General features: G+C 44.5%; 18 protein-coding genes. 13 read left to right on the forward strand and 5 right to left on the reverse strand.

Annotation, left to right across the window (positions count from 1 at the left end; genetic code table 11):
* The first annotated feature begins 118 nt into the window (after positions 1-118).
* The 5 genes from GK047_RS10935 (at position 119) to GK047_RS10955 (ending at position 5783) form a co-directional block, all read left to right on the forward strand.
* Complete coding sequence (locus tag GK047_RS10935) at positions 119-1543, forward strand: carbohydrate-binding protein (protein WP_163945720.1); 1425 nt, start codon at positions 119-121, stop codon at positions 1541-1543.
* 176 nt (positions 1544-1719) lie between these two features.
* Positions 1720-2064, forward strand: a complete 345-nt coding sequence (locus GK047_RS10940) for a BLB8/JUQZ-1 family protein (RefSeq protein WP_163945723.1) — start codon at positions 1720-1722, stop codon at positions 2062-2064.
* Between the two features lie 216 nt (positions 2065-2280).
* Positions 2281-2607, forward strand: a complete 327-nt coding sequence (locus tag GK047_RS10945; RefSeq protein WP_163945726.1) for a PadR family transcriptional regulator — start codon at positions 2281-2283, stop codon at positions 2605-2607.
* A gap of 1 nt (position 2608) precedes the next feature.
* The gene (locus tag GK047_RS10950; protein WP_163945729.1) at positions 2609-3343 is read left to right on the forward strand and encodes a VanZ family protein; all 735 of its coding nucleotides are present in this window, start codon (positions 2609-2611) and stop codon (positions 3341-3343) included.
* A gap of 112 nt (positions 3344-3455) precedes the next feature.
* Positions 3456-5783: a glycoside hydrolase gene (locus tag GK047_RS10955; protein ID WP_163945732.1), complete on the forward strand. Its 2328-nt coding sequence runs from the start codon at positions 3456-3458 to the stop codon at positions 5781-5783.
* A gap of 170 nt (positions 5784-5953) precedes the next feature.
* Here the strand turns inward: GK047_RS10955 and GK047_RS10960 are convergent, their stop codons facing one another.
* Positions 5954-6409, reverse strand: coding sequence for a ferritin-like domain-containing protein (locus GK047_RS10960; RefSeq protein WP_240343899.1), 456 nt, complete (start codon positions 6407-6409; stop codon positions 5954-5956).
* Positions 6410-6785: 376 nt separating this feature from the next.
* Here GK047_RS10960 and GK047_RS10965 point away from each other — a divergent pair, with 376 nt between their 5' ends.
* The 4 genes from GK047_RS10965 to GK047_RS30345 all read left to right on the forward strand — a co-directional run bounded on the left by GK047_RS10965 (position 6786) and on the right by GK047_RS30345 (position 9758).
* Positions 6786-7616 (forward strand): alpha/beta hydrolase family protein, encoded by an 831-nt coding sequence (locus GK047_RS10965; protein ID WP_163945739.1) that lies wholly within the window; start codon positions 6786-6788, stop codon positions 7614-7616.
* Positions 7617-7635: 19 nt separating this feature from the next.
* Positions 7636-7842 (forward strand): YezD family protein, encoded by a 207-nt coding sequence (locus GK047_RS10970; protein WP_163945742.1) that lies wholly within the window; start codon positions 7636-7638, stop codon positions 7840-7842.
* Between the two features lie 115 nt (positions 7843-7957).
* The gene (locus GK047_RS10975) at positions 7958-8905 is read left to right on the forward strand and encodes an alpha/beta hydrolase (RefSeq protein WP_163945745.1); all 948 of its coding nucleotides are present in this window, start codon (positions 7958-7960) and stop codon (positions 8903-8905) included.
* A 97-nt stretch (positions 8906-9002) separates the two neighbouring features.
* Positions 9003-9758, forward strand: a complete 756-nt coding sequence (locus GK047_RS30345; protein WP_163945748.1) for a TipAS antibiotic-recognition domain-containing protein — start codon at positions 9003-9005, stop codon at positions 9756-9758.
* Between the two features lie 105 nt (positions 9759-9863).
* Here GK047_RS30345 and GK047_RS10985 read toward each other — a convergent pair whose 3' ends face one another.
* Positions 9864-10112, reverse strand: coding sequence for an ester cyclase (locus tag GK047_RS10985; RefSeq protein ID WP_163945751.1), 249 nt, complete (start codon positions 10110-10112; stop codon positions 9864-9866).
* Between the two features lie 189 nt (positions 10113-10301).
* On the opposite strand from GK047_RS10985, the gene GK047_RS10990 reads away from it, so the two are divergent.
* The gene (locus GK047_RS10990) at positions 10302-10841 is read left to right on the forward strand and encodes a TetR/AcrR family transcriptional regulator (RefSeq protein WP_346010333.1); all 540 of its coding nucleotides are present in this window, start codon (positions 10302-10304) and stop codon (positions 10839-10841) included.
* Positions 10842-10855: 14 nt separating this feature from the next.
* Positions 10856-11923: a DUF418 domain-containing protein gene (locus tag GK047_RS10995; RefSeq protein ID WP_163945755.1), complete on the forward strand. Its 1068-nt coding sequence runs from the start codon at positions 10856-10858 to the stop codon at positions 11921-11923.
* A 93-nt stretch (positions 11924-12016) separates the two neighbouring features.
* Here the strand turns inward: GK047_RS10995 and GK047_RS11000 are convergent, their stop codons facing one another.
* Genes GK047_RS11000 through GK047_RS11010 form a run of 3 tightly spaced genes read right to left on the reverse strand, consistent with a single transcriptional unit; the run spans position 12017 to position 14404 of the window.
* Positions 12017-13000 carry an electron transfer flavoprotein subunit alpha/FixB family protein gene (locus GK047_RS11000; RefSeq protein WP_163945758.1) on the reverse strand — a complete coding sequence of 328 codons (984 nt, stop codon included), beginning with the start codon at positions 12998-13000 and terminating at the stop codon, positions 12017-12019.
* A 15-nt stretch (positions 13001-13015) separates the two neighbouring features.
* Positions 13016-13777, reverse strand: coding sequence for an electron transfer flavoprotein subunit beta/FixA family protein (locus GK047_RS11005; protein ID WP_163945760.1), 762 nt, complete (start codon positions 13775-13777; stop codon positions 13016-13018).
* A 39-nt stretch (positions 13778-13816) separates the two neighbouring features.
* Positions 13817-14404 (reverse strand): TetR/AcrR family transcriptional regulator, encoded by a 588-nt coding sequence (locus tag GK047_RS11010; RefSeq protein ID WP_163945763.1) that lies wholly within the window; start codon positions 14402-14404, stop codon positions 13817-13819.
* A 291-nt stretch (positions 14405-14695) separates the two neighbouring features.
* Here GK047_RS11010 and GK047_RS11015 point away from each other — a divergent pair, with 291 nt between their 5' ends.
* Positions 14696-16741 carry a (Fe-S)-binding protein gene (locus GK047_RS11015; RefSeq protein ID WP_163945766.1) on the forward strand — a complete coding sequence of 682 codons (2046 nt, stop codon included), beginning with the start codon at positions 14696-14698 and terminating at the stop codon, positions 16739-16741.
* Positions 16742-16768: 27 nt separating this feature from the next.
* Complete coding sequence (locus GK047_RS11020) at positions 16769-19156, forward strand: 3-hydroxyacyl-CoA dehydrogenase/enoyl-CoA hydratase family protein (protein WP_163945768.1); 2388 nt, start codon at positions 16769-16771, stop codon at positions 19154-19156.
* The last annotated feature ends 4 nt before the right edge of the window (positions 19157-19160 follow it).

Consider the following 19160-nt stretch of genomic DNA (forward strand, 5'->3'; position numbering starts at 1 on the left):
CGGTGTTGTCCAAATAAATGTCGGTGTATGTGAATGGTAGTGATGGTACATTGAAATTAGAAATGATAGCGCTGTCATTTGTCAGGTTATCCGATGAATTGGAGAAAAGGAGTTGTGAATGATGAATGAAGTTGTTAAAAAAAGTCGCAAATGGCTGATGGTGAGCCTCATGTTTCTGGTGCTATTTGCTATGCTTCCTGTATTGTCTTTTGCATCGAATCCTGCCAATGAACCTAAGGAATGGGCAGCGAATACCTTTTATGAGGTAAAAGCAATCGTGACGTTTCAAGGCAGTTATTATGAGTGCCTGCAATCTCATCAATCCTTAACAGGTTGGGAGCCCGCGAATACCCCGGCAATTTGGAAGAAAACAGATCTATTGACCTACTCACAGGCTGGTGGACGTTTACAGCAAGAGGGCACAGCTGTGGCCTATAGTTGGCCAGGGATTTATTTTACGGCTAATTTCACGGGCACTGGAATCGGCATCCGTTTAAACGATTGGTTTAATCGGTATAACATCCAAATCGATGGCGCCTTCCATACGAAACTCGTCAACCCAGGTAAAACGACGTATTGGATTAATGGATTAAGTAATGGGCAGCACACAATTAAATTATCTAAGGTATCCGAGTCCACATGGAACAGTGGCAGATTTGAAGGTTTAGTGCCAGCAGAAGGAGGTTCATTGCTTGATCCTCCACCTTCGCCTGCAAGACAGATCGAGTTTATCGGTGATTCATGGACGGTAGGCTTCGGCAATTTAGCCAATACACGCGAGTGTACCTATGAACAAACCGTAGCTAATACAGATACAAACCTTTCATTTGGCGTCCTGACGGCAGGTCACTATGGTGCGGATTACCAAATCAACGGATATTCGGGCACAGGCATGGTACGCAATTATTCGGGCGCGAGTCCAGATATTAATTACCGAACTTACTATGATCGAGCGCTACTGGAGACTGAAGGTAACGTCTGGAACAATTTTGGAGATTGGAAGCCGCAAGTTGTTGTCATCGAGCTCGGAGTTAACGACTTCTCAACCTCTCTTCAGCCTAACGAGCCGTATACGCCAGAAACTTTAAAAGCAGCTTATAAATCGGCTTATCATGGTTTCATCGATAAATTAAGAGGCAAATATGGGAATGATACAGATATTATTGTTAGCGCAACTTATCTTTGGCCAGACAATGTGTATAGTCAATATACACAAGAAATTGTAGATGAAGAGCATGCAAGGGGAGACAGCCGGGTTCATTACTTCTACTTCGGTGGAATCGGTTTAAACGCATGTTTGTGGCATCCAGATGTGAATGATCATCAATCTATTTCGAATCAACTCATCGGCTTAATCGACCAACTCCCGCATGGTTGGAACGGGATTCAAGCAGGAGAAACGGTTTGGTCTCCTAATCGAACCTACCAAGTGAATGATCTGGTTACTTACAAAGGAATCTCCTACAAATGTCTTCAAGCACATAGCGCAAAAACGGAATGGGATCCTGTGCATGCCATTTCGTTGTGGAAAATTAAGGTGTAAATAGGATAATAAAGCGTGCGTCGCGGCTTAGGCAGCGGTGTGCGCTTTTGACTGGTTTTAGAATATTAAATATAGAAAAAAAAGGTATAGAAGATTATATATTACTATTGTTATATTATTTGGTGTATGATATATTCAACAAGAGTTATATTACATATTTTAGGAGATGATTTCTTATGAAAAAGTTTGTCACAGCTTCTCTCATTACAGCTCTTTCTTTAACTATGTTGGCGGGCGGGGCATCCGCTGCAGAAAGCAACAGCGCTAAAATTAATATCAGCAGCGAACAAGTCAATCCGCTTTATCTTGGAACAGTATATCTAAACGTTAAGGTGGGTTGGACGGGCCAGTTAGATAATTTTTCAGCTCCTTTAAAATTTTATGTGGGAAATGGTAACGGTGCTGTTAGTGTAACTACTAGCGGCTTTGCTAGAGCAAATTTCCCTGGACAAACAAGTATATACACGATAGATGTTAACGGTAATGTTGCTTATATTTATGAGATCACCGTGACGCAATAATAGATGTTAGTAAAAGCAGGAGAGCTAATCTTCTGCTTTTTTAGTTATCAATAAGCATAGTGACTTTACCACACATGAGCTGCAAGAGTATTATGCTAGTCATTTTCCATCAGTTTCTACCAAATGTGGTTATCGATCAGCCGTCTACTCCTCCTACCCTTGTAACACGATGTATATTGTGATATCATCTTTTTATGTCATCGGAGGTGGAGTCACATGAATAAAGAGTTATTGAAAGGAAGTATTGATTTCTTGTTATTATCACTTATTGCCCAAAAGGATCAATACGGCTACGAACTGGCCAAAATTATTCGGGAAAAAAGTAATGAAGTGTACGAGATCGGCGAGGGGACACTGTATCCAGCGCTTAAACGATTAGAGACAATGAAAGCGGTCGAATCGTATTGGGGAGAAGCGAATGAAGGCGGGCGACGGAAATATTATCGCATCACGAAGGATGGTCAAGCCCAGCTTCAGAATAAAATGAAAGATTGGCAGACGCTGAGCCAACTGGTTGCACTTTGCAATAAAGGAGTTGAGTAAGTTGAACGCTTTCGAAAGCTACATCGAGGAGATTGTGAGTCGCTTACCATGTTCCAAACGGGGAAAGCAAGATATCAGAGATGAGCTCAGGGATCATTTAGAGGCGCTGCGATCAGATATCATAATGGAGGAGGGAGTTGACGAGGAGAATGCTTCTTCCATGGCCATTGCCAGATTCGGAGCTGCGGAACGGATTGCCAAGGAGTTATCAGAATCCCTACCTCTTATTGATTCCTACATACGCAAATGGATTGTTGGAATCCTCTCGTTTTATGTGTTGGTCGCTGGCTATTTAATGCTGCTGTCGAGCGATCGCTGGAGTCGTCGAACGTTCATGATAAACTGGAAAGAAAAGATGATGTCGTACGGGTATACAAAATCTACCGAAGCGTTTCAAAATCTTAAACCCTTTCATACTTTAAGCGATTATCTTATTCATCACGATCATTATAGAGCAACGACAATGATTTATAATTTACTTGGAAATGTGGCTGTATTTATGCCGCTAGGTTTGTTGCTTCCTCTGCTATTCTCATCCATGCAAAATGCTCACCGCCTGGTGTTTATTGTATTTATTAGCAGTATGGGGATTGAATGCGTACAGTATATCTGGTCACTGGGAAGTTTTGATGTGGATGATTTGATGTTAAATACGTTAGGTGGCGTAGTGGGGTATGGGGTGTATCGGGCCTTCATTGCACTTATGCAGCGCTACCGGCTTAAACTTATTCGCTAAGGTGGAAAGAAGTTTAGGAAAGCACCCAAGTTCTCTTTAGGAGGACTTCTTGCTTTATAGTACATCGTTATACGTTGTATATTGAAAATATGAATAGATTCTGGAGGTTGTGATGAGAACTTGGTTAAGATTGATTTGGTGTTTGCTCTGTTTAATCCTAATTTTGGGCGGATGCGAAAGCAGTAATCCAGAGATCCGCCCTGATGCTGCTTCCGATGAAGGTCAAACTCATCCAGCGGCAAGTTCAGCTAATTTTGCATTTGATGTTGATCCTGAGACGTTTGAAATAACGATTGAGAAGGAGGGACATCGCGAGATTGCTTCAGATCCTTTGCCCAAGCGTAAGGTAATTGACCTGCAAAAAGAGAAAGATCGCTTCTCGTGGACTTACCCGGATGATCAGATGAAGGTTAATATTCAGCGCGTGACCGATCACCTGCAAGTGTCCCTGACGTCGACAGGGGCAGAAACATTTACATGGCCGAAAGTAAGCGGAACTAGCTATATGCTCCCCTTGGGAGAGGGAAAGCGAATTCCGAGCAACGATCCGGACTGGATTTCCTTTTTGAAGGATGAGAGCATGTCGTTTAGCGAAGCTTTTTCCATGCGTTTTTTTGCGCTGAATAAAAACAACTATGCAGTGTTATATATTGTCGAAAATAGCTTTCGCAATACGGTTAATTTTGACACGAATCCCCATATTTCATTTGCATTGTCCCACGATTTTTCGACTGTCGATCCTGATAAAACCTATAGCTTCCGCATCTATGTAACGGACAACAATCCCGTCAGTATTGCGTCTCTTTATAAAAGATTCATTCAAGAAAAAGGGGAGTTTAGGACACTCGCTGAGAAGGCAGCGAAAAATCAAAATATTGAGAAGCTGTATGGGGCTCCACACATTTATGTATGGAATCAATCGTTTTTATCAAATAAAGACATCCAATGGAGCCAATTGAAGGCGAAATTAGATAAACCTTTTATGGACTGGGTCGTTTCGCTGCTCTTGAAGGTGGACGAGGATGGGCAAGAGAAAGCGAAGTCGTTCAAGGAAATACGCAAACAGGATTATGTAGACGACTATCAAAAGAAAACGATTATAAGTGGCCTGAATCGTGTACTAAGGGAGAAAGACTTTTATAATCGTGGTATTTTCACCGAACTGGATGAAGTTTCGCGCAAGTATGTGGATCGTGGCTTGGAGCATATAAATGAAGTCGAACTGTACGATTTGAATAAGAGGGTATTGAAAAGCAAACTAGGCGCTGCGGCCGCTCCTGTTGAGGCATGGGGCTCCAAAGATTCGACAGAGCTTCTTGGGAAATTGCAAGATGCGGGAATCAAGCATGCTTGGTTAGGACTTCCGAACTGGACGGCCGCTTACAAGAAGCCTGATTTCGTAAAACAAGCCAATGAGAGCGGCTATCTTATCGCGGCGTATGACTCGTACCATTCCATTCATCAAGAAGAAAACCCAGATTGGAATACGGCTATTTTTAAAGATAAGAGCCTTTATGAGAAAGCGACAATGTCCAAAAAGAATGGAGAGAAGCGAACGGGTTTTCTTGGAAAAGGGAGAATTCTGAACCCGATGTTGTCATTGCCAAGTGTGAAAGAGCGGATGAATACGATTCTAAGCACCGGAATTCCCTTCAATTCTTGGTTCATAGATGTGGACGCGGCAGGGGAATTCCATGACGACTATGCGCCTGACCACACGATGACAGAGAAACAGGATATGGAAGCTAAACTGGCAAGAATGACTTTTATTCGAGATGAGAAAAAGTTGGTTATCGGATCGGAATCCGGCAATGACTATGCAAGCTCGACGATTGCATATGCACACGGCATTGAGACGCCTGTTATTAAATGGGGCGATCCGGATATGAGAACGAATAAAAACAGCCCCTATTATGTAGGAGGATATTGGACCCCGTTAGGGGATGTGCCGGAGAGATATGGGAAGCAGGTGCCCGTTAAAGATGAATATTTAAAAGTGTACATTGACCCTGTCTACTCACTTCCCTTATATAAACTAGTTTACAACAATTCGGTCATCACAACCCATCATTGGGAGTGGGGGAGTTTGAAGATTAAAGATCAGATCGGTACAAGGATGCTGAAAGAGCTCCTTTACAACGTCCCCCCTCTGTATCAGTTGGACGATGCAACATGGGAGAAAAACAAACAGTGGATTGTTCCTTATTTGGCCGTCTGGTCGCCGATGCATGAGAAAGCGATCAAGCAGGAAATGACCGCTTATACGAGTCTCTCCGCAGATAACCTCGTTCAGTCTACATCCTATGGGGCGGATTTAACGATTGTCGTTAATTTTTCGACGAATGATTTCACGGCAAGTAATCATGATATCATTCCGAAACGGACGGCTGTCATTTATGATGGCAAAGAAAAAAGGACATTTACGGCGCCTGCTATTTAACGACAACATAAGAAGAAATAACTCCGATTGAAAGCTCACTGAGGAAAGTGGGCGTATAGAAAACAGGTAGCTTTTGTTATATCAAAGCTTTCGGAGAGACTTCATGGTCTTCCTGAAGACATAAACGAGCCTTAGAAGGAATTCTAATGGCTCGTTTATGTACTTTTTAACTACTTTTTGGCTGTTTGATTTAAAGTAAACAAATAATTATATTTGCTTGCATGCTTTAATTCATCTAAAATAATTCCGAATACGGTATCCCGATAAATACCCACGGGCAGACCAAACCATATTTGTCGGTACTTTTCCACTGCGGACAATTCACCTTGAAGAGCCCGTTGCAATCCTGCGGAGTAAGACTCTACACGCTGATATTGTTCATTGCTGATGCCCGTGATTTCGTGACCTGTCATTTCTTTATACATACCTCGGAACATCAGATTATGACCACGCTCATCGTCGCGTATGGATGTAAGGATGGAGGCTTGCTCAGGGTTCGGGGCAAGCTTGATAAGTTCATCATAGAACAATTCGTCATTTCGTTCGCCTTGGACGGCTTCATTTATCAAAGCTAATGCTTGTGGGTAAGAAACAGACCAGATGGGAGTGAACGTGGAGTTGCCCAATACATAATAACAAACCTCCAATGACCTTCTTTATTGTCAAAACTAGCATATGTGCAAAAGTCTATTTAGGTCACATGAGGCCCCAAAATATGCTAAAATCAGGATTGACACCTTTTCGAGGGGATGCTAATATGGGTTTATGAATAAATCTCACTAATCTTATCGGAATTATTTATTATTATCTACCGGACTACCGGCGACGAACGATAGCACTCATTTCAGACTAATCAGCTCATTCATTCAGTTAGGATGTATTGGACTATGGAGAGGGGTTGTTAATCGGATATCGTTCCCTGTAGCTGGAAACGCTAAATGCTGGCGATGGAGACTAGCTCTGCAACCAGTTCATATAACACAATGAAAGGAAGTCTGTATCATGGAGCATGCAATCACAATACAAAGCGAGACCGCAGATTTGGCCGCAACGCTACACTACCCGACGAATCAATCAGGAGCCACTCAAGCGGATTGTCAGCGCTGGCCGCTCATCATCATCTGTCATGGCTTCATCGGAAGTCGGATTGGGGTGGATCGGCTGTTTGTGAAAGCAGCTCGTGAGTTCAGTTCTCAAGGATATTTGGTCCTTCGTTTCGATTATGGAGGATGCGGTGAAAGCACTGGCGATTATGGAGCTGGCGGACTTGATGTGCTGATCGACCAAACGCGAAGCGTCATTGATTACGCGTTAACGATTGATTGCGTCGATCTTAGTAGAGTCGTCTTGGTCGGTCACAGCTTAGGCGGAGCGGTTGCCGTATTAACTGCTGCCAAGGATCATCGTGTCAAAACGCTATTGTTATGGTCGGCTGTTGCTCATCCCCACAACGACATTGTGCGTATAGTAGGCAAGGGCGAATACGAGAAATTACCACTTGGCGGATCGATTGATCATCATGGATATTTGTTAACGAGCCGTTTCTTCGACTCTCTCTCTCAACATCAGCCTTTCGAGCAGCTTCGTAAATTTAACGGCGATGTCCTTGTGATTCACGGTACAGCTGATGAAATTATACCTGTTGATTATGCACCGCTGTATCAGAAGATGTTCTGGATACGTAAAGAAGGCCAGTGTGATATTGAGCTTGTGTTTCAAGCTGATCATACGTATTCAACCTCAAGATCTACAACAGAGCTGCTGGAGAAATCTGTGAAATGGCTGGCTTTTACACAAAAGAGGAAAAAAGATTGGAATGATTGGACGATTTAATATGAGCGGAGGAATCGGCATGGCGAAACCATTGGAACTAGATGAAGTATGGGTAGATCGGATTAAACAGATGTTAAACGGCTTGGAATACGGTTCGGTACAAATTGTTGTACATGACGGGAAAATCGCTCAAATCGATAAAACAGAGAGAAAAAGGTTCGACTCCGCATCGGCTCAAACTCCGCTAGTGGCAGTAAAAGCTGTTAAACAATCTAATAAAGCCTAGCTGCTTCGCAGGAAAATACAGGATAATGGTTGTCCCTCTTTCTTCGGAAAGGGGGCTGTTTTCTTAACAAAGAAGCAGTATACTTAGGGTATATTGATAGTAGTGGGGGAAACATATGCAAAAACAGCATTTCGTTTGGAAAGATTCACAACATATAGATATTTATGTATATGAATGGCTGCCTGATCCTCAGAAACCTATAAAGGCAATTGTTCAAATCGCTCATGGCATGTCAGAAACCGCTGCTCGCTATGAGCGTTTGGCTGCCGTTTTGACCGCACAAGGGTACGCTGTATATGCAAATGACCATTTAGGTCACGGATTAACAGCTGGCACGCCAGAACAAGTAGGAAAGTTCGGGAAGGACTGTTTTCACCGCATGGTGCAAAATATGGGGGGAATTACCGGGCATTTACGCTCTTTGTACAGCGAAGATGTACCATTATTCCTACTTGGGCACAGCATGGGTTCGTTTTTAACACAGCACTATATGGTATCCTATGTGAATAAATATCCCTTACATGTACAAGGCATCATTTTATCAGGTTCTAATGGGGAAGAGGGCGGTTCGCTCCAAGCGGGAATTGCTGTAGCCTCATTAGAAGCGGCACTTCGCGGGGATCATCATCGGAGCAAGCTAATCACGGCGCTCTCTTTCGGGGCATTTAATAAAAAACATGCGCCTAACCGGACACCTTCAGATTGGCTGAGCAGAGATCCTAAAGAAGTAGATGCGTATGAAGCTGATCCTTTTTGTGGAGTTGTCTTTACTTCGGGATACTTTAGAGACTTTTTTAAAGGATTGAAGGAGATTCATCGTCCTGAGCATGTTAATCAAGTACGGAAGGATTTACCGGTATTTGTGCTTTCGGGGGATGATGATCCCGTGGGTGGCTATGGAAAAGGCGTGCGCAAATTAATCGCCATGTATAAATCTCTTGGCTTGAAAGATGTGAGTAGCAAGATATACGCAGGTGGGCGGCATGAAATGCTCAACGAGGTGAACCGAGATGAAGTGATGCAGGATATACTCGGTTGGCTGGAGAAGCAAGTAAATAAGTAATAGTGGAGAGAAGGCGACTGAGGGTCGTCTTTTCTTTTTATGTATTGACTCTAACGTTGCGTGATCCCTTAGAGTAGCTATCAGGAGGTGATGGAAAGTGGCTTACACCGTAAAAGAAGTCGCTCAGTTAACGGGAGTTAGCGTACGAACGCTTCACTATTACGATGAGATTGGGCTGCTGAAGCCAGATTTTTATGGCGAGAACGGATATAGGTATTATGAACAGCTTCAACTGCTGAGATTGCAGCAGATTTTGTTTTTCCGCGAGTTGGACTTTCAGTTGAACGACATTGTGGAAATGATGCGAAGCGATACCTTTAATCAATTGGAAGCACTGGAAAACCATAAGCAACTTGTCAGGCAAAAGAGAAAGCGGATGGATCAATTACTGTTAACCATTGATAAAACGATTGATCATTTGAAGGGAGAATTGGACATGAAAGACGAGGAGCTCTACAAAGGATTTGATACAGAAAAGCAAGCGAAATACGAGCAAGAAATCATAGAGAAACATGGCAGTAAAACATTGGACGAAAGTAAAAATAAAACAGGAAGCTGGAGTAAAGAGGACTATGAAGCCGTTCAAAGTAGCTTTGAGAAGCTGCATAAGCAATTTGCAGTGCTGATCACCCAAGGAGCGCAAGTGACGGATGAAGAGGTACAACAATTGGTGGGGCTTCATTTTGGCATTGTGAGCAAATTCTACACGCCTACGAAAGAAGTTTACCAGGGACTAGGTCACATGTATGTGGAAAGTCCAGATTTCAAGACGATGTACGATAATCACCATCCTCAGCTAGCTGAATTTTTGCGCGACGCGATGAAGGTGTACGCGGATACTCAATTGCTATAAGGAAGGCTGCTCCAATTGTAGAGAAAATCTACAACGGAGCAGCCTTTTTTGATGGGACTAGGCGTTCCGCTCAAGTTGTATGCGGAAACCTTGGCGATCGATTATTCAATATTCCTCGATTTTACTTTCCTCTTGATACACAGCACTGGTGATCTCGACCTCCGTTTTCCCAGTTGGTGCAAAGCCATCAACTTCTCCCTTGTGAATGCTGGTTTGTTTCCATCGTACATAAACGCGATTTTCCTGCCCATTAAGCTCCTGAACCTCGAGATGAAAAGAACCGTAGGCTTCGATCGATTTTTTCTCGAATGTGATCAGCCTAATTCGCAGGTGTACGATGAATAGTGGTTTCATTTTCTGCGGCCATTTGATGAGCGAGCACTTGAGTAGCCATGTAGTGATGCGCGGCAATACTATTCGATTGGTTGGGAATTAAATAAAAGGCGGAATTATTTAACTTGCAAAAACAAAAAATGTTGGGTATTATTTTACCTATCGGTAAGTAGAAAAAAGGAGCGAAATCTCATAAACACTTATGAACTAATTTTAAGCGAAGCGTATCGACTGTTTGCCAAATACGGTTTTGACAAGACGAGCTTAGCTATGATTGCCAAGGAAGTAGATATTACAAAGCCCGCGCTTTATTATTACTTCTCTTCAAAGGATGCCTTATTTCATGCGCTGCTCCAAAAAGTATGCAAGGAGATTCGGTTTGAAACTTATTTCCCGATTTCAAATTTTTCCGCAGTCAATTTCAAAGATCAATTCATAGCATGCGGCCTGAAAATGATTCAGGAACAACGTGAGCATCCCGAATACTCGTTGTTGATGAAAGAGTTCATGATTCAAAGTACAAGAGACGAACGAGTTATGGAAGCTGTAAAAGAGGTTGTAGACACTTATAAAAATGGTTTTGAAGTTCTGTTGAAGCACGGGGTTAGTCTTGGTGTAATGGGCGATGAGGATATAGCTGTAAAAGCTGAGATGCTAACACTCCTCATTGATCAGATTGACAACTATATGACTTTAGAACTTGTTTTTGATTACGAACGTTTGTGGCGGTATAGTGTGGAACAATTGTGAAAAGAGGTGTCAGTATGAGTGGTGAAAGAATTACGGGACTGGATTTGGCTAGAGCCATCTCCATATTAGGCATGATGATTGTAAACTATAAACTAGCAATGGGCGCTGAGGGCAGCGGCCCACCGTGGTTATCATGGTTCGCTGGTCTATTCGAGGGAAGGGCTGCCGCTGTTTTCGTTGTTCTAGCAGGAATTGGTTTCACGATTATGACACGGAAAGCAAGATCAGGGAATAAGGAACAACTGAGAGAGATGAGGGTTAGGGTCTGGAAAAGATCCGTTTATTTGCTTATTCTCGGGTTTTTATTGATCCTTTTTGGATGGAATGCAGACATTTTACATTACTACGCGTTGTTTTTATTTTTGGCCTCATTTCTTATACGCGCTTCGAATAAAATCCTGCTCGGTACAGCTATTACGATTTGGGTAAGCGCGCAATGGTGTCTGTTTCATTACAATTATTCAGCAGGTTGGGATTCTTCTTTTCATACTTATTTGGATTTCTGGACTGTAAATGGGTTTATGAGAAATACTTGGTTTAATGGTTTTCATCCTGCGATCCCTTGGTTTTGTTTCTTTTTAGTCGGCATGTGGTTCAGTAGATTAAACATGACTGACTTCACGATTCGGAAAAAGTGGCTTCTCATTTCGCTCTTTTCATGGATTGGAAGCGAATTGCTCTCGGCAGCTGCTTTGAAGGTAGGAAGCACATTCTTCGGAACGGAAATTGCTGTGTATTTATTTCAAACTAAGCCGATGCCACCTAATCTTTTTTATATGTTCTCAGCGACAAGCTCAGCTATTCTCGTGATCTTATTATGTCTTTATCTTGCTGAAAGCAAGCATGCTCGCGGCGTCATCAATGCATTGATACAGACGGGGCAGATGGCCCTGACTCACTATGTGACGCATGTCGTTGTTGGTCTTGGTACTCTTAAATTGTTTGGCTATCTTGAAAATGGTTCGTTAATCTTCTCTACGTTGTACGCAGTGGCCTACTTTGTAGCTTTAATTATGTTTTCTCTAGCATGGAAGATTAAGTTTAAGGCCGGGCCATTGGAGTTGATTTTGAGAAAGTTTTGAATTGGATTGGAAAAGCACCTCTGGATCACGCAAAGTGATTCCAGAGGTGCTTTTTGTGTCTATGAACAATCAAAAGGGTGATGTCATGACCATCTACTGGAGTAAACGACGGAATTCCTCAGTTAGGAGTGGAACGACTTCGAACAGATCGCCGACAATGCCATAGTCGGCGACTTTGAAGATCGGCGCCTCGGCGTCCTTGTTGATCGCGATGATGACACGCGAGCTGCTCATCCCCGCCAAATGCTGGATGGCGCCGCTAATGCCGCATGCGATGTAGATTTCCGGCGTCACAACTTTGCCAGTCTGGCCGATTTGCATCGCGTACTCGCAGTAACCCGCATCGCAGGCTCCGCGAGAAGCGCCGACAGCGCCGCCCAAGACGGCAGCCAGCTCTTCAAGCGGCTGGAAGCCATCGGCGCTGCGCACGCCCCTTCCGCCGGAAACAACAATCTTGGCCTCAGCCAAATCGATGGTGCCGGAAGTCTTCTTCACGACCTCCCGGACGATGGAGCGTAGGGAGGAAGCCGGATACCCAACATCGATAACCTGGGCTTGACGTGATGCGTCAGGCTCTAAAGCTGCGATGTTGTTCGGTCTTATCGTTACGACCCAAGGCCCCTCGGGATCGGTAAACGCTTTCTTTTCTAAGGCTTTACCGGCGTAAAGCGGTCGGGTGAACAGCACTTGATCTCCGCTGCGTTCGATAGCCGTTACATCGGAGAGCTGGCCGGCCGCAAGCTTCGCTGCGGTCAAAGGAGCAAGATCTCGGCCTATCGCCGTGTGACCGAAGTAGATGGCACTGGGCGTAACGGATTCAGTGACCGCCAGCAGAGCATTCAAATAAGCTTCCGAGCTATAATGGTCGAGAGCGTTGTCTGCTACGCTATATACCGCGTCGGCGCCATAAGCGGCAAGTTCGCTCGCTAATGTTTGACTCCCAGCGCCTCCAAGCAGCACAGCCGCGATTACGTCTTCGCTATTCGCGGAGAGCTGCGCTGCGCGTAACGCTTCAAAGGATACTTGGCGAAGCTTGCCGCTGCGAGCTTCTGCAACAGCGAGAAATGTTTTTGCCATGGATATCTCCTCCTTTTAAATCACTTTGGATTCATTACGAAGTGCATGCACAAGCTCAATGACTTGCTGCGGGATTTCACCTTTGAGAATACGGCCAGCCTTACGTTCTGGCGGTAATTTTAGCTCCATACGCTTCGTTTTTGCGACTGTAGCCGCAGCGCCAATGTCATCTAGCGATAGCTGCTGGAACGGTTTTTTCTTCGCTTTCATGATGCCAGGTAACGAAGGGTAGCGAGGCTCGTTCAATCCTTGTTGAGCAGTGAAGAGTGCAGGGAGAGGGACCTCAATGATCTCCTCGTCGCCTTCCGCATCTCGGTGGGCAATGGCTTTACCATCAGCTAGTTCCAGCTTCGTTATCGAAGCTGCATGAGGTAAACCAAGCAACGCAGCTAAGCGAATAGCGACTTGGCCTGCTCCATTATCGACGGAGAAGTTACCGCCAAGCAGTAAATCAAAGGATTTCTCGCGCAAATAAGCAGCCAAAATCTCTGCGATTTCGAACTCATCACCTTGAATACGTTCATCAGTGATGAGGACGGCTTCATCTGCGCCCATGGCAAGGGCAGTGCGCAGCGCTTCGGCTGTCCGTTCAGGCCCAATGGACAGCAGGGTTACTTTGCCTCCCACTTCGTCGCGAATTTGAATCGCTTGTTCAACCGCGTACTCGTCATAAGGATTGATGACGAATTTCACGCCATCCTCGCCAATAGCCCCATCTTGAAGCGTGATTTTTTCCTCTGTATCAAACGTTTGCTTCAACAATACAAAAATGTCCATAGTCAAGCTCCTTTCTGAATATACATGTCATACAGGGATTCAAGACTCGATGCCTTTCATAAAAAAGTCAATCGTAGGGATAACTTGAGCGGTTAACGAATATTTTTGTCCAGAGATGAGCCAAGAAGTGACGACTTCATCCATGCCTCCAAATATAAGGAGCCTAACGAGTTTTACATCGAAGTCGGTGCGGAAGCTGCCATCTCGTTTACCTTTTTCAAGTATATTTTCAATGAGTACAATATATCTCTTGAGCGCTAATCCAATCTCTTTGCGCAGATCCAGATCACTCTGTCTTAATTCGATTTGCGTCACATAAGCCAGATGAATATTACCTTCCAATTCGGAGAAGTGGATTTCGCATACTTTCTGTAGAGCTTCTTTAGCAGTCATCTGATTGTTCAGACCCTGAGTAAACTTCTCTACAAGCTCGCCAAGCTTCTCTTGAAATAAGCTCGTTAAGATATCCTCCTTCTTCTTGAAGTAGAGATAAATGGTTCCATCTGCAACACCCGCTTCCTTGGCAATGCGCGACACTTGGGATTTGTGGTAACCATTCTCAGCGAATACTTTCAGAGCGCCTTCGAGAATCGCGTAATACTTGTCTGGTTTTTTGCTACTTGTCAAGCGGATCACCTCGATGTTAGAATACAAATATCGGTGAATGAATACTCATTCATTTTCTAATTTCATCATAAAATACGTGGTACACCTTGTCAACGACTTCTTGCGCGAAACGAAGCCAGGTAGAAGAATTTGCGGGTTACAGCTGTGTGAAGAAGCATTTTTCATTAACGGAGCAACGATCCAATTGAATATGCTTTTTTACGAACATGTAATGAAAGCGCTTTATTATCTTGGGGCGAGTAATCTGAGCGTGAAGTATTTCAACGAAAAGGCTAAGGAGGAGCGATCCTTATGAGTGGTTCACTCATTCAGTTTATTTTGTTTCTTGCGGTTACCGGGTATGCGGTCTATCTATTCGGCAAAGTTGTGTATCACCGCTACTTGTACATTCGACTCGGTAAACCAGTGTATGTAAAGAAAGAAGCGAAAGCGCGTCTGAAAAAGTTCGCCATTGAGGTGTTCGGACAAACAAAGCTGTTGAAAGACAAAAAGAGTGGCATTATGCACATTGTTATTTTCTACGGCTTTATCATTTTGCAGCTCGGAGCGCTTGATCTTATTTTGAAAGGATTAATTGGCCAAGGGTTACCAATTCCCGGGTATGACTACTTTACCCTGATGCAAGAGGTTACGGTTGCCCTTATCTTGTTTGCAATGGGGTATGCAACCTATCGACGCTATATTGAGAAATTAAAACGGTTGAAACGTGGCTGGAAACCAAGTATTGTTGTTTTTTTCATTTGTTTCCTTATGCTTTCCGTTTTGGTAAGTGGTGGTTTTGAAAGAGTGCGTGATGGTGTAGGAGCTTCAGGATTCGCGCCGCTTTCTTCTTTATTTGCAGGGGTTTTCAGCGGGTTGTCGCATACGGGTGCGACAGTTGGCTTTTATACGGGATGGTGGATGCATCTACTCATTTTGTTAGCATTTCTCATCTATGTACCACAGTCAAAGCATTTTCACATCCTTACAGCGCCAATTAATATTTTACTGCGTCGAACGGAACCTGTAGGAAAGTTGGCGTCCCTAGACTTGGAGGATGAAAGTGCAGAATCGTTCGGAGTAGGCAAGATTGAAGAGTTTACCCAAAAGCAAATGATGGATTTCTACAGCTGCGTTGAGTGTGGCCGCTGTACGAGCATGTGTCCAGCTCATTCGACAGGCAAGATGCTTTCGCCCATGCATCTGATTACGAAGCTTCGCGATCATTTGACGGAAAAAGGAGCAGCCATCACATCGAAATCACCGTGGGTACCTGCCTTCGCATTTGCGGGTTACAGTGAAGGTAACCCCTTAAATGTGGAATTAATCGGTGGCGTCATTACTGAGGAGGAGCTTTGGGCCTGTACGACATGCCGCAACTGCGAGGATCAATGTCCGGTAGGCAATGAACACGTGGATAAAATCATTGATTTGCGCAGACATCTTGTACTCACGCAAGGCAGTATGCCGCATGACGGGCAGCGAGCTTTGCAAAACATCGAAAGACAAGGCAATCCGTGGGGCATCAGCCGAAATGACCGCGTGAAGTGGGTGAAGGAGGTAGATCCGGAGGATCAGCTGGGCGTAAAAACAGTGAAAGAGAAACCGGAGTTTGAATATCTCCTTTTCGTAGGCTCAATGGGTTCTTATGACAACCGCAGTCGGAAGATTATTCACGCATTCATTAAACTGATGAATGAAGCGGGCATATCATTTGCTATTCTGGGTAACGAGGAGAAAAATTCGGGAGATACGCCCCGCCGAATGGGGAATGAATTCTTATTCCAACAGCTGTGTGCGGATAACATTGCGACTTTTCAAAAGTATAACATTAAGAAAATCGTAACTACTTGTCCGCATACGTATCATATATTCAAAAAGGAATACCCCGAGTTTGGGTTGGTGGCGGACGTTTACCACCATACTGAGCTGTTGGATCAATGGGTGAAAGCGGGGCTTTTGAAGCCGAGTCACCAAGTTGACGAGCGCATTACGTATCATGATTCCTGCTACCTAGGGCGTTACAACGAAGTGTACGAACAACCACGCAATGTGCTTAAAGCAATTCCAGGTATCGAATTGGTCGAGCAATCACGCTCTCGCGAAAACAGCATGTGCTGCGGGGCAGGCGGCGGCATGATGTGGATGGAGGAAACGGCTGGTACACGTGTGAATGTGGCTCGGACGGAGCAGCTGCTGTCGGTAAATCCAACTATAATTAGCTCTGCATGTCCGTATTGTTTAACGATGGTAGAGGATGGTACGAAGCTAAAGGAGGTTGAAGACCAGGTAAAAGCGCGTGATATCGCTGAAATCCTTGCATTATCTGTCTTTGGAATGCCCGAAAAATCCTTGTAAACCTAACTATAGGAGGTAACCCCCTACATGACAACAATCCGCACTGCTGCCGTTATTGGCTCCGGAGTTATGGGCTCCGGTATTGCCGCCCATTTAGCTAATGTTGGTATTCCTGTCCTATTGCTCGATATCGTGCCTGCTCAATTACTGCCCCAAGAAGAAGCGGCTGGATTAACGCTTCCTAAGGTGCGCAATCGTTTCGCCGTCAACGCGATTGAAAAACTTAAACAAACGAATCCAGCTCCGCTATATAGCGATGCCTTCGCTGAGCGTATTACCCCTGGTAATCTCGAAGATGATTTTGAAAGATTAAGCGGTGTGGATTGGATTATCGAAGTCATCGTGGAAAAGCTGGAGGTGAAACAGCAGTTGTTCCGCCGAATGGAGTCGGTTTGGAAGCCAGGAACAATTGTTTCTTCCAATACTTCAGGAATCTCCATAAACGCGATGGTTGAAAATTTGAGCGCTGCGTTTAAAAAGCATTTTCTAGGCACCCATTTTTTTAATCCGCCCCGGTATATGAAGTTGCTCGAGGTTGTTCCAGGTGAGGGGACAGACCCAGATATCGTAGACTTTATGACCAATTTTTGCGAGAAAACGTTAGGAAAAGGCGTTGTTCGAGCGAAAGATACGCCGAATTTTATAGGCAATCGAATTGGGACGTATGGACTTCTAGTTACATTGCGTGAAATGCTAGCAAATGGCTATTCGGTTGAAGAGGTAGACGCAGTTACAGGGCCAGCCATGGGTCGTCCGAAAAGCGCGACATTTCGCACACTGGATTTGGTTGGACTCGATACCTTCGTGCATGTAGCTAACAATGTGTTTGATCTTGTTGCAGAGGCTGAGGAAAGAGCGGTCTTTCAGACACCTGAAATTCTCCGCCGTATGGTGGAGAAGGGCTGGATTGGGGAGAAGCAGGGCCAAGGGTTCTATAAAAAGGTGAAGACGGAAGCAGGTAAGGAGATTCAAGCGCTTAACCTGCTTACGATGGAATACGTCGCTAGTCGGAAAATAAGTTCCGTCTCGCTGGAAGCAACCAAGCAAGCGAAGGGAACAACAGCGAAGTTGAGAGCGCTCCTTAGCGCCAAGGATCGGTATTCCGATTTAGCGTGGAACATTTTGAAGTCAGTATTGATCTATTCCGCTGAGAAGCTTGGTGAGATTGCTGATTCGATTGTTGAGATCGACAATGCGCTGAAATGGGGCTTTAACTGGGATCTTGGGCCCTTTGAGACTTGGGATGCCATCGGATTGAGACGTTCTGTGGAGCGAATGGAGGCAGAGGGCAACGTTGTCCCTAACTGGGTGAAAGAGTGGATTGCCTCTGGGAACGAAAGCTTTTATCAAAATCGTGAGGGGAACACGTTCTATTATTTGAAAAATGAATATCGTGGGGTGGAGACTAGGCCGGAGCTGATTTCTTTGACCGCGCTGAAGCAGCAAAATAAAGTCATTCGTTCAAACAGCGGTGCAAGCTTAATCGATATCGGAGATGGTATCGCTTGTCTCGAATTTCATTCTCCTAACAACGCGATCGGCGCAGATATTTTAACGATGATTGGACAAAGCGTGGATGAGGTTCGTAGTAACTTTCGTGGCTTGGTTGTGGCGAATGAGGGTAAAAACTTTTGCGTAGGCGCTAATGTGATGCTCCTTCTCATGGAAGCCCAAGACGGTGAATGGGATGAAGTCGATGGCATTATCCGACTGTTTCAAAATGCAATGATGAAGCTCAAAGGATTGGAAAAGCCGGTTGTCGCTGCTCCTCATAAGATGACTTTAGGTGGGGGCGTGGAAGCATGCATGCCTGCGGATCAAATTATATATGCTTCTGAAACTTACTTTGGGCTCGTTGAGGTGGGCGTAGGATTAATTCCAGCAGGAGGAGGCTGTAAAGAATTGATCCTTCGGGCAAGTCAGCACATAAATGATCCTGATGTGGATCTACAGCCATTCGTTCAAGCGATTTTCGAAACGGTTGCCATGGCTAAAGTGTCCACAAGCGGTCATGATACAAAGCGCATTGGTTACATGCGCGCGCAAGATACGGTTGTGGTTAATTCAGATTATCGTATATATGAAGCGAAGCAAGCCGTGCTTCGTTTGGAGGGCGCAGGCTATAAACCCCAGTCCCAAGAAAAAATTCGTGTTGTTGGAGAAAATGGGAAAGCGGTTATGCAGATTGCCGCATACACCATGCGGCAAGGAGGCTACATCAGTGAACACGATCAATTGATTGCTAATAAGCTTGCCCATGTATTAGCTGGCGGCAATGTGCCAGCAGGCACTTATGTCACAGAGCAATATATCCTTGATTTAGAGCGAGAAGCGTTTCTCAGCCTTTGTGGCGAGCCAAAGACGCAGCAGCGCATGCAATATATGCTTTCCAAAGGGAAGGCGCTTCGGAATTGATTCG

It is taken from the genome of Paenibacillus sp. SYP-B3998 (assembly GCF_010820665.1).
Taxonomy (GTDB): Bacteria; Bacillota; Bacilli; order Paenibacillales; family NBRC-103111; genus Paenibacillus_E.